Genomic DNA, 12,066 nt, shown 5'->3' with positions numbered 1-12,066 from the left:
TTGGATGTGCTTTTCGAGTTATTAATCACTATCAATAATTACAGCCAAGCATTGAAGAATATAAGTACCAAGTAAATCGGCCGTCAAGTTGATTGCAGTTGGATGGCCTGTTAAGCCAGATGGCTCATTCTTCAAGTTCCACGCTGTTTCAAATGTTCCTCCTATAGCACCGAAACTAGTACCGGATTTGGCGGAAATACCACCACCGAGAATTGCATCGTTACTGATATTCGCAAATTTATCTACATCAACAATCCAAGGATATTTTTTCTTGTATTGTGCGTAGATTTTAAGGATAGCTGCTGTTGCAGCAACACGAGCTTTTTCATTTAGTGTTGGAATCCAAATCGATCGTCCTTCATTGTTCCAACTTCCATAAGAATGGATATCAATATAGATATCTGGTTTTTCATCTTGAATCACTTGCCATGCGTACTGAGCCTCAGGTTCAGTTAATGCTGCTGTGCTGGAGTAAAAGTAATCACCGGGTTCTCCCAACGGAATCCAGCCCACAGGAAAATTACGATTGATATCAACCTGATTGACGTTTGTTCTAGAACCATGATTTAGGCCCCATGGATTCACAAGAGGCATTACGACAAATTCCATGCCGTGACGCATACTTTCTAAAGCTTCACTGCTTTGCCAATTATTACAAATTTCACGCATGAGAATATACAAACCAACTTGATTTATTTTCTCGTTATGTAGTGTAATCAGCATTGTTTTAGGTATTTTAGTATCCTCAGTATTCGATGCTAGGCTTGGTTTTTTAGGTTTAAATCGATATGAATAAATAGGATACAAGTCGCTTGCATCATTCCCATGAAAAGTTCGGGTAATATACTCCGGATGCTGTGCCATCAATTCATCAAACCAGTCATAAACAATTGTGCTTGTTAGATTCCCTAGATGTATATCATCACTTGGCGTAAAACTATCTGACACATTTAGATCAACTGAATTTTGAGTATCCCACCCAAAACAAGGGCGTACCGCGCCTGCTTTCTGAAATGGGACTCCATTAACACTAAAATGATCAAGACCAAAAAAGAGCATGTCTCTTTCAAAATATGCACCCACTTGCAAGTGATCTTTTGGCACAGTGTATGGCGCGGCTTGGGATTTTACATACATAGTGCTGTCAGTCGGATTGACTAATAAAAGCTGAGCAAATGACTTACTCCGAGCTGGATCTAATGCAATCTCTTGAGCTGCAACCTGAATTCGGCCGCCATCGTATTGAATCCATAAATTTCCGCTAACTACGATCTTATTATTATTGAAGTCAAAATTAAGAGTTGATGACTTGGTTAGCATTAAAGAGTAGTTGGTCTTTGCGCTAGTGCTAGTGCCTGGTGCAGCACCATCGACAAGATAACCGCTGAACGCATTTGTCGTTATTCCGCTCCAAGTTTTATTGATCGCTCCGCAAATTAACCAACCATCTTCTCTAGGGACATTATCCACGCATCTAATGTCTTTACTTGTTTCATTGAACTCAATTCTATAAGCTCGGTTTTCAGGTAAATTAAAGGTAACTGGCGTATTGACAGTATAAAGGCCTCTTTCTGTTAGAACATAAACAGTACCAGTAAAAGTTAGAGTATTATCTGTTGATGAATAATTGATGTTTCCTGGTTGCCGTGGTATGAGGGTAGCAAAACCTTTCTTACTCAAGAAGTTACTAATCTCAATTTCTGGATTAATGTTGTTCTGATTATGTGGCTCACCATTAACACTAAAATGATCCAAACCCCAAAAAACCATGTTTGTTTCATCGTATGCCCCTATCAAAATATAATCTTTAGGAGCTGAAAATGGAGCAGCAATCGACTTAACTATCAACTCTCCATTGGATGGATTAACCAACAAAACATAAGAAAAACTTTTGACCCTACCGGGATCCAATTCTACTTCTTGCGAGGAAACCTGAATTCGGCCGCCATCGTATTGAATCCATATATTGCCAGAAACAATAATTTTATTGTTAATAAAATCGAAGTTTAGATTGCTTGCTTCTGTTAAAGCTAAAGAATAGTTTGTTTTTGCGGATTGCACTACCTCTGGCCCACCCACAAAATTCACTTGACCGGTAAAACCATAAACCTCTTGTCTGTCTGCCGAAAGTTGAAAAAGTAAGTAGTAATTTTTACTGTTCAGAGCTGGAGCTAATCCCGAAAAAGGAACAGAACTAAGCTCTTGTGTTGTTTTATTGTAAAGTACGAAAGCCTGATTCTCTGATGTATAGCTAACAACCAGGGGGCCAGTAACAGCCAACCTCCCAACTGCGGTGTAAATATAGGACGTCCCGCTTGGGAGGCTTATTTCTTTGGCCGCTAAGTCAATAACCAAAGGGGATTGAAGGTCTGCCTTTAAAGAGCTGTCAACATACTTGATTTGCAATCTTGCTACTTCTTGGCTCCAACCGGCATTCACTCTTTGATAACGTATTAACTCCACTCCGTCAGCCGAGACAACCTGATACTGCTCACCATCAGCCACAGCAGCACGTCCCTCTGCAACAGTTGGATATACATCAGCATTAACGAAAGCAGCATCACGGGCAGCTTCAGCCGCCGTCTTTGCTGCATTCGCAGATAAGGCACTTCCTGAAGCCTCAGCTGCTTTATCAGTCGCAATCCCTGCCTGTGTCGTTGCCGTTTCCGCCTGCTGTGCCGCTGTATCAAGCTTCCCCTGCCAATTAGTCTGAATATCGGCCTGCGCATCAACAGCCAGCCCCGCAGCGGTCTGCGCCTCAGTTTTGGCAGCATCTGCATCCGCTGCAGCTTCTTCAGCCGCAATCCTGGACGCATCTGTGGCAGCCATGGCCAATCCCCAGGGCCCAATCTGTTTAACCCACTCACCAGAAAGCCACAGGTAAAATCCGTTATTCTCAGCAACCGGATCGCTTAAAACCTCGGCAATGGTTCTTTCTTCCTGTGTGGTATCCAGCAGCATGCCATCTTTGGTGGCATAGCCAACGTGGCCACCTTGAACGGCCATCAACAGATTGTTAAGGATGTCTCGTAACGGATTGGTGCTAACGGCATTGAGCGTACCGCCTCGGCTGATCACGAAAGAATTAATCAAATTAAAAAGATAGTTAATCTTTTCATCTGTATTTTGCTGTACCAGGTTGAACTGCCCGGAAATAGGGGGCACGGATCCCAAGAAATCCCAACCTGATTTTTTCTGTGTCTCAGAAATAGGCTCAACACTACCTTCGCTGGCCCATTTTTTTCCAAATTCATTGAAGAACGTCATTTTTTGCTTCCATAAAAAAACAGCCCTTAATGGGCAGTATGGGTAATCATTAAAGAGGTTGAATGGGTCTATCCGGCACTGCAGACATAATAAAAAGCGATTGCCTTGGGCCTCGTCTCGGTTGATCCGGTTTCGTTAACGGTTACTTCGTGGCTATGCGCTCCGGCACTGTTGATGCTTAGCGTGTGATTGTGGTTGCCGGCATTGTCGACGGAAACACCGTGGCTGTGCGCTGCCCATTCTGTTCTTGATACCGTTGTATCCCTGCGTTCACCACCGCTTGGTGCTCCGTCATACGTAATGGTGAAATTACCGCTGCCTTGGTTTATACCCGCATCGCCTGTGCGTGCAGCGTGATTATGCAGGCCATTACTTGATGTAGACCCACTGTGGTTATGACTCCCGGCAGAAGCAGTGGATGCCTCGTGTTTATGCGATTTAATCGTATCCTCTTGCAACGTCAGCGGGCTAATGGAAGGTGAGGCGCCGCGAATGAAGCGCTCTCGCAGATCCGGCAAGGTTGCCCCATAAAGCCCGAATAGCACCGGATATTGTGATGCATTGATGCTTTGGCCAGACATCAAAATAAAACCAGCCGGCGGGTTTGCATTTGGCCAAGGCAATGGCATGCCAATAGGCATCATGGCATTCAGGGCGTCACGAAGTGAAAGGTCATTGTTTGCCGACATCGACAAACCTTTGCTTTCCACGGCATTTTTAATTTGTCGATAAAGGAAATTGCTTTTCTCATCAGCAATCTGAAAGACCTTGTTGAACTGCTCAACAGATGGGTGTGTGGTACCAATATAGGCCCAGCCCAGTTTGTACTGGGTATCATCCATTGGAACCAATTGTCCGGTCTGTGCCCATTTATAGGTAAAACTGGGAAAAAATGATACATCAGCCATAGGTGGTGAATCCTTGTAGAATGACGCCTTCGCCAAAACCGTATAGATTTTGATGACGAAAGCCGAAGGGTTTTTCTTCGTCTGTGATTAAGAGCTCAACACCAATGCCGGCCGCCTTCGGGATCCACATGAGTGGCGTGACCAGGAAAGCAGGGTTGGTATTGGGCGTAACATTGAACACGATCTGGATTTTTGCATTTCCGGCATCAACAATAGAACACCAGGTTGCATCAAAGATGGCTTTAACTGCCGCTGCAATTTCTGGTGCAGTGCCACGGCCGTTATTCACGGCAATTTTCCAGTACAGGATTTTTCTGTATTCCGGATCCATCAAGACTGCCGAGCCGCCCATGGTGGCTTCACCTTCACGGCGCAGTCGGGCTTCCCCAAAGGTGCCGCTATTGGGCTGGGAGTCAAAGCCAAAGAACTTGATCAGAAAAGTATTGTCTATTTTGCGGGGCATGCCCACGATCTGGCCAATGCCGTCCAGCTGGGCGCCTTCAGCCGTGTCCAGCCATCGGTCATTGAATACCGTTAACAGCATTTCCGGGCCAATGGGCTGATACAGCGATTTAACAAATGACTCTAACCGTGGGCTTTTTTGAAATTGCCCCGTGAAATGCCCCCAGGCAATATCGGCATGGTTTTGTTCCAGATCCATCAGTTAACCTCAATTCGTGACATGCTGAACACGGCAACCTCATATTCCTCAATCACAATGTTGTTGGCCGTGTAGTCTTCTGGGGCAGGAATAAAGTCAGGGTCTGAAGAGTGGGCCATTGTTAAATCAATGCTGGCAATACCGTTTGTTTGATAAACCCCTGAATAGAATTTTTGCAAAATCACATCCTGGCCAATATCATGGTTGATGCCTGTAATCAGCAGGGATTGTGTGATTCGCTGAAACCCGTCAAACGGGAAAATGTTACCCTCACCGGTTTGAATGGTCACAACGGCCTTAATCCAAACGTAAACCTTATAGGGGCGATCAAATCGGATAGTCTGTTCACCTTCGACACTGATAAAAGATTTTTCAATGGCGCCATGGGTATCAATGCCAGCCGCCTTGATTCGATATATTTCCTTGGCAATATCCAGATCAATGCCACCGTCCACAACCACATGCAATGAGTGGGGCGGTCTGCCAGAAGCATCAACAGCATCGGTATTGTTTTCAAAGACCTTGACGGCCGTCACGTTGGGCACGTTTTCACGGATATTGGGGGCAATGCTGGGCAAAGTGCCTGCGCCAAGCCGAAAAACACCCTGGTCATATCGGGCACGCAATTCGTCGTCCGTTTCGGCCAGTCGACCCGGGGAAGCCTCTTCCATATTGGTGACCGACTCCCAGCCATCAATCAGGGTGACAATGTTGTTTAGAGTACCGACTGCGGCGCCTTCTGTTGACACGTCTACTGATTCGGCCTGGATCGCTGAACCAATGCGGTTGACGGCAAGGTTATCTGTCAGGATAACGCTGAAAATTTGTGCATTAACGGGCCTTATCCGAAGCGAAGCACCGTTGTTCGTAACAATGGCATTGGTGCCCATTGCAGCCGTCAGGCCGGCAAGAATATCGGTTAGCGTTGCAGTGGCACCAGAAGTGTATTCATACGAAATGTTATCGATGGTCACAGAGTAGAGTGCTGAATTTTGCACAACAGGCACAACGGTTAAGTCGCTGGCATTCAACAGGTTGATGATTGCGGAAAACTTTGTCTGCCACAAGGTTTGTGTGGATGCATGGGCTATGCGTGACCCTGCCGGAATGGTGGTGCCAATCGTGCCATAAGCGACAACATATGCGCGTGAGCGTTCTGCCTGCAGTCGCTTGACGCCCGTGAACGAGGCCGCCCGATCAAGGCTGACACCGTAGGCACTGCCAGGGTACATGGCAAAGTAAACACCTTCACCCATTTCCCAAATGGCGGCTTCACGCTCGGCAAAGGTATCAATCATTAACCCCGTTACGCTATCGGGGCGTGTTTCAATATCGTCACTTAAGTTTTTTGCACGCAGGCGCTCTTTCAGGTTATCAATAATCATCTGCCGGATTTCAGGCAGGCGAGGGCGAACAAACCCGTCTTTGGTTACACCGTAAGCCATTTTTAACCTTTTATTAAATGGGTAATGTGATTCGAATCAGACCCTCGACCGTGTCTGCATCAAAATCTACGCGCAAAAGACGCGCTTTGCGGTCAATGTCGACTTCCATGCGGGTGACATTTCTGACCCCCGGCACATCCTTGATCTTGGCGCGCAGGATGGATTCGATTGAGGACCGAATGGGGTTTTTAACCAGGATGTTTTCAAAATAGGGCACACCAAAATCCGTATTCAGAAACCATTCCCCCAAAAGCGTTTTTAATGAGACTTCAATTTGTTGGGCAATTCTTTCCGCACCATCAATCCATTGCATGTCTGCATGCCGGTTCAGGAATAGGTCATGCGTGCGTGGGTCCAGCTTCAAGTCCAGGCTCATACCGGTTCTCCTGTTTCATCACCACCGGCCACAACGCCATTATGCGTATGATCGGAACCGATGTTTTTGCCGTTGTGGGTCAGGCTGCCACCATCGATGTTTACTTCACCGTCAATATCAACATTGCCGGTAATCGTCATGGTAGACCCAGCACCACCGGTGCCGGAAATGCCGTTTGTATAAACCAATGGACCGTTAACGGTAACCGGACTGTCAAACGTGGTCTGGTCTGCGGTTACCGCCATGGTGGGTACCGTGATGGTAAGGTCTCCAGAGGGAGCCAGTTTAATGGTTCCCGCACCATACATAATGCAGACGTTTTCAGTATCCGCAGTAGCAAAGCGCATCACGGGGCTGGCAAAGGCATCGGTCAGGTCAAACTGGCGCGGATCATCAGGTGCATCATCGGATCCTGACAGCCATGATTCCAAGGCGCGTTCAGAAAAGTGCAGCAACACAGGATCCCCGCCTTTGAGTGGCACGGTGATCTGTGCCTTGCCGGCATCGCCTACCGGGAAGCAAACCGGTACGTTTACAATCTGGGGCGCCTGCAGCACATCACCAGATGCCAGCTGCTTGGGCAGGGCAGGTTTAACGACCGCCCGGTTACCGTCATATGAAATCACCATGCCTGGCAGACTCGTATGAACATCGCTCAGTTCGGTGGCGATCAGTTCACGCAATTGGGTCACATTCATGGTTAACGCTCAATCAGTTGTAAATCGGTCATCCAGTCACCCGCATCCGTATCACCGGTATGCTGAAGGGACTGAATCCGGAAGTATCCGTTCAGGAACTTGCTTTCAACCTTAATCAGGTCGGCAGGGTTAACCTGCGGCAGTAAAAGCGAGCGTACCCGCCAGCCATCGGTTTGCTGCTCGGCACTGACCAGCTTTTTACGCTGACTGCTTTTGCCATCCTTGACCTCGGCCTTCTCCCGGGCGCCTTTTTGTGTTCGCTCAGGATAGCCAATCAAGCCGCTATCGGATGCCAACACTATGGCCTGGCGTTTGGTTACGCCCAGCTTGTCAACGATTTGCAATTGCTGGTTTTGAACCGACCATTCAAGACCGGTACCCTGGACAACTTTATGCAAAGCCGTGCGGGCGGCACCGTAAAAGCTGAATCCGTTTTTCCACTGGCGGTTAAGCACGGAATCTTCCATTACCAGCGGCAAGCCCATTTGGCCAGCAATATCCCGAATGATGTCATGCGCCTTCGCGCCAGACCCATAGCCCAGGCTGACAACCGTATCGCGCGCCTCAACATATCCGTCCTTCACTTCCAGTTCGGTCACAATGTCGGGGCCGTCCTGGTAGGTGTAGGCAAATGACACCGCGCCAGCGGCCAGAAGCAAAGGCCCATCCTCTTCCCCGTAACCGGCATAAAGAACAGCCACATTATCCGGCTGCTGAATCTCCCGACGGGTATCTTCTTTCAGGTTAAACACGCGTATGGTGGTTGTATTGGGCTCTTCCTTGGTGTCCTTGCTGATATCAAAGGTCATTCTGAAAGGCGTGGCAATTTCAATGCCTTTTTTGCCTGATGGCCCAATGATCAGCCGGTAAACACGATCAAAGCGCATCGTCGACACTCACATAAACAAGTTTGGCAATACCGGTAACAAAGTCCTGCCTGCCTATCATCGTGTTGTTGTTTTCCAGGATGGCCACCATCTCTCCGGCTGGTACTGATAAATGGCGGTAAGGCTTAAGCAGGGGTGTGTTGGGTGACAATAAAATGCTGGATATGATTAACTCATTATCTGCATTTTCAATGGAGAGCGTCCATAACCGGGCTTCGCTATTCCAGCTCAGATTCAGGAAATAAGTGCGGCCATCCAGTTCGGCCTCAAGCAGGCTGTCGTTGGCATCAATGACGGGGATAATGTTCATTTTGTTAATATCTTCTTAAGGTCGGTTTTTTGTCTTTCCGATATCTCGGTATTTCCGTTTTGCCCAGCATCATTACCAACACCTGATTTGCTGGATACCTTACCTGCTTTGGTTTTAGTTGCGCCTGCCTTTCCCTTGGCGGTACCCGAAGCCGTCACTTCTGGCACATCGGTGGTTCGTTTCCGTGCTTTACGGATTTTGACAAATGAACAGCTGAGGGTTATTTCCTGTAACGGGGTACCGCGGTCAATGGTGCAACCTTCCATTACCATATCGCTATACATGCCCAGGCCAGTCGTAATAACAACCGGAAGGCGTTCGTCCTTAATCTGGCGTAAAGCATCAACTGTGGCAATCAGCCTGGATTTGCCTTCCCCGAAAAGCGTTAGGCTGGCCGTGGAAATGACGCCATTAATGGACAGCGATTCATTTTCAATGATGACGTGATCCGAAATAGGGGCGCCTTCCTCCACGTAATACTTGGTGGCCTGGCTTTTCAGTTCGATACGCTCATTGGTCATGGCGTCCAGTTCTATGGCCCCAATCATGGAGCGGGTTACCCCAAGATTGAAGACAAGTGAAACAAAACTCATGGCGCTGCCTCCACGGTACCAAAAGAACCGCTTCCTTTTGAAAGTGCGCGGCCAGTTGCACGGCCAATGGCATTTCCGGTCGCTTCCGGGGTGCCATTAGTGGTGATATGGTTTGTTTGGTTAACGGTGACATCAGGAGCCGACCCATTGCCTGCCCGTTTCATATTCCTGGCTTGTTGGATTCTCAGGTTACGTTGGCCGCCTTCAGCAACGGTGGGGATCAGGCCTCCTTCTGTATCTTCAAAGGGGTTCAGGAAAGCCATGGCTTGTTTCACCTTGTTAATGGCAGACTCCCATTTGTCAGTAAAATACTTAATGACACTGTCCCATATTCCATTAACCTTGTTTTTAATCCAATCCCAGCCTTCTGCTATTTTTAGTTTTACTAGGTCCCAGTTTTCATAAACCCACCAAACAGCACTGGCTATCAGGCCAATTAACATGATGATCCGACCTATAGGATGCATTGCAAATGCACGCCACATCATGGGGATAACAACCTTGGTAATATTCCAAAGCAGTCGACGGATTGGGCTTAGGATCATATATAGCCCATAACCAGCAGTTAAGATGACCCCCCATTTAGTTATCCATTCACCAAGGTCATTAGCATTGCCTGTAATAAGTTTTTTTATTTTGCCAAATACTTCGGCTATAGCATCAATTTGCGATTTCCATTCGGATGCTGGCCCAATCAGACTCTCTGTGGCAGAGTCCATTCCGTTTAACCAGCCGTATATATCCTGACCGACTAAATAAAGAGCAGTAAGAACCGCTGCTACCTTCAAAAGTGGCAACAGGTTTTTTGCGGTTACTTGGGCAAAGGTTCTCCAATTCATGATGGTTTTGACGATCTTGCCATCAATTTCATCGGTAACAGTGCGCATGGCGATGAGTGCATTTTTTGTCCGGTGGACTGCCCATATCGCGCCTAACGCACCCAGCGTCTTCACAATCTGCGTCATGTTTTCGGCAATCAGCTGACTGACTTTAAAGAACCCCTCTGCAGCTCCAGTAGATTCATTGATGTCTGCCGAAAGCTTTAAAAAGCTATTCTTAATGATCGTGAAGCCCTTGCCAAATGTTTTTGGGATTTTGGCAAATCGTTCTTCGATGCTTGAGGCTTGCTTTAGAAGGCCTTGCGCCATCGCTTTGGAGGTCAGCTTGCCTTCTTTACCCATTTGTTTTAATTGGGTAACGCTTACGCCAAATGCATCGGCAATGGCAAGTGCCAGGCCACCAGAGTTCTCGAGAATGGAACTCAACTCGTCACCTTGAAGCAGGCCAGCCCCCAAGGCTTGCGAAAACTGCAGGATGGCAGCAGAGTCCTGGGCGGCTCCTTTGCTGGTAAGTGCAACCGCTTTACCCGTCAGGTCTGCCAGTTTGATCGCATCCTGATCGCTCAACCCCAGCGTAGACCGGTTACGGGCGATAGACCCGAACATATCCAGGCCGGCAATATAATCAGATCCTGCGGCCTGAGAATTTTTGAAGATCTGGTCACGGATTTGCTTTTTATTGCCGGGATTTTGGGCAAACAGATCAATTTGTGCCTCGGAGCCGGCCACCGCGTCTGCGGCATTGGTAAAGCTGGCCAGCCCAATTCCCGCAAAGGCGGCCCGGATATAACCGGCCATAGCACTGAATTGACCGCCTACTTCACGTGATTGCCTTAAAAGCTTGGCCTGATCACGTATAAATGTGCGCTGCTCGCGGACAGCATCACGAATACCCAGGAACAAGCCTTGGAAACCACCTTTGCCTGCAGCGGATGCTGTACGAATAGCCGATTTTACTTGGCGAGCAGCAGCAACAGCCTGGGTTTTATACTGGTTGAGCCCAGACTTATCAACGTGATATTTCAGGACGGTAACCAGTTCACGAATGGTAGCCATTATTTATTAATCCTCATTGCTTCAGTTTCTGCCGCATATTGATGGTCAAGCAGGGCATTGATCATCAGAATGTCTTCCATGCTGATTTCGCCCCGGTTGATTTCGCCTAAGGTGGTGTATTTGGAAGAGGCAGCACGAAAAACAATGGCCTCGATCTCTAACTCTTCGCGAAATTGCCCAATAAGTTTTCCGCCTTCATATTCAGGCCCGGTCCAATATGGCCGAGCCATTGCACTAAAGGGCCGGCAAAGTTCAATTTGATGATTTCAAATAACAGCTGGGCAATATCGGTAAAGTCTTCGAAGGCATCGTCAAAGTTCTGTTTGCTGATTTTCTGCGGACGTTGCCCTGGCTTTTCATAACTGACCGTATCGGGTGTAATCAGGATATCCATCCACTTTTCAAGCAATCGGCTGTCAATGCCGGATGATGCCGCCACAAAGGCTTGCAACTCATCACCACCTTCTTCCTGATTGAAAAAACCGCCTAAAATTGGCATCAGTTCTTTTTGCAGGTCGCCCAGAATGATAAAGCCCTGGCGTGCCCGGAATTTATCAACATAAAAGGTAACGTCTTTGATTTGAAATTCGGTTGTGCGCATTATTCATTACCTCCTACATGATAATCAGCCCGGTCTGTTTCCAGAACCCACTCGCGGCTACCCGCTTCTTTGGCAAACCCTGAGTTGGGCAACTTGGTGACCCAGGCCTTTGCGGCTGCAAATACGGTCGTGCCGCGCAAGTCACGAATGATCAGTGGCAAGACAGCCCGGCCACCGGAGACGCGGTCAGCGTGATAGGCACCTGAAAAGAAATCGTTGGAGGGTGACCCTTGTTGCACCGTGATGGTGACGCGACAGCGTTGATCGGCACTCATGGAGCGGACCACTTCACCATCGGCGCCGGCTTGAGAAACGATACCGTCTGAAATGGGTTCAATATTGATGAAATCACCGTCGTTTGTGCCAGTGACACTGTGTGGGCCGAAGGTGGTTTTCACCTCGGCGGCAGCATAAGTTCTCATGCT

The 12,066-nt window shown here is 47.8% G+C and carries 12 protein-coding genes; all 12 read right to left on the bottom strand.

The genetic code is table 11. The features are described 5' to 3' along the window. Positions 1-21: 21 nt before the first annotated feature. Positions 22-3,267: a DUF2817 domain-containing protein gene (locus tag HCX92_RS09610; protein ID WP_169294749.1), complete on the bottom strand. Its 3,246-nt coding sequence runs from the start codon at positions 3,265-3,267 to the stop codon at positions 22-24. A gap of 68 nt (positions 3,268-3,335) precedes the next feature. Then, positions 3,336-4,175 carry a tail fiber protein gene (locus HCX92_RS09605; protein ID WP_169294748.1) on the bottom strand — a complete coding sequence of 280 codons (840 nt, stop codon included), beginning with the start codon at positions 4,173-4,175 and terminating at the stop codon, positions 3,336-3,338. Continuing rightward, complete coding sequence (locus HCX92_RS09600; RefSeq protein WP_169294747.1) at positions 4,168-4,836, bottom strand: DUF2612 domain-containing protein; 669 nt, start codon at positions 4,834-4,836, stop codon at positions 4,168-4,170. The genes HCX92_RS09605 and HCX92_RS09600 overlap by 8 nt, the downstream gene beginning before the upstream one ends. Further along, complete coding sequence (locus HCX92_RS09595) at positions 4,836-6,281, bottom strand: baseplate J/gp47 family protein (protein ID WP_169294746.1); 1,446 nt, start codon at positions 6,279-6,281, stop codon at positions 4,836-4,838. Before HCX92_RS09595 ends, HCX92_RS09600 begins: the two co-directional genes overlap by 1 nt. Before the next feature lie 13 nt (positions 6,282-6,294). Continuing rightward, on the bottom strand, positions 6,295-6,657 hold the full coding sequence (locus tag HCX92_RS09590; protein ID WP_169294745.1) for a hypothetical protein: 363 nt from the start codon (positions 6,655-6,657) through the stop codon (positions 6,295-6,297). Next, positions 6,654-7,355, bottom strand: coding sequence for a Gp138 family membrane-puncturing spike protein (locus HCX92_RS09585; RefSeq protein ID WP_169294744.1), 702 nt, complete (start codon positions 7,353-7,355; stop codon positions 6,654-6,656). The genes HCX92_RS09590 and HCX92_RS09585 overlap by 4 nt, the downstream gene beginning before the upstream one ends. Before the next feature lie 2 nt (positions 7,356-7,357). After that, positions 7,358-8,242 carry a hypothetical protein gene (locus HCX92_RS09580; protein WP_169294743.1) on the bottom strand — a complete coding sequence of 295 codons (885 nt, stop codon included), beginning with the start codon at positions 8,240-8,242 and terminating at the stop codon, positions 7,358-7,360. Then, positions 8,232-8,552, bottom strand: a complete 321-nt coding sequence (locus HCX92_RS09575) for a hypothetical protein (protein WP_169294742.1) — start codon at positions 8,550-8,552, stop codon at positions 8,232-8,234. The genes HCX92_RS09580 and HCX92_RS09575 overlap by 11 nt, the downstream gene beginning before the upstream one ends. Next, on the bottom strand, positions 8,549-9,145 hold the full coding sequence (locus HCX92_RS09570; RefSeq protein WP_169294741.1) for a phage baseplate protein: 597 nt from the start codon (positions 9,143-9,145) through the stop codon (positions 8,549-8,551). The genes HCX92_RS09575 and HCX92_RS09570 overlap by 4 nt, the downstream gene beginning before the upstream one ends. After that, complete coding sequence (locus HCX92_RS09565) at positions 9,142-10,782, bottom strand: tape measure protein (RefSeq protein WP_248290042.1); 1,641 nt, start codon at positions 10,780-10,782, stop codon at positions 9,142-9,144. Before HCX92_RS09565 ends, HCX92_RS09570 begins: the two co-directional genes overlap by 4 nt. 415 nt (positions 10,783-11,197) lie before the next feature. Then, the gene (locus HCX92_RS09560; protein ID WP_169294739.1) at positions 11,198-11,641 is read right to left on the bottom strand and encodes a phage tail assembly chaperone; all 444 of its coding nucleotides are present in this window, start codon (positions 11,639-11,641) and stop codon (positions 11,198-11,200) included. Then, on the bottom strand, positions 11,641-12,063 hold the full coding sequence (locus HCX92_RS09555) for a phage protein (protein WP_169294738.1): 423 nt from the start codon (positions 12,061-12,063) through the stop codon (positions 11,641-11,643). The genes HCX92_RS09560 and HCX92_RS09555 overlap by 1 nt, the downstream gene beginning before the upstream one ends. Between the last annotated feature and the right edge of the window lie 3 nt (positions 12,064-12,066).

Source organism: Advenella sp. EE-W14 (assembly GCF_012923605.1).
Classification (GTDB): domain Bacteria; phylum Pseudomonadota; class Gammaproteobacteria; order Burkholderiales; family Burkholderiaceae_B; genus Advenella; species Advenella alkanexedens.
Note: the sequence above shows the minus strand (reverse complement) of the source record. Positions and strands in the feature narration are given on the sequence as shown.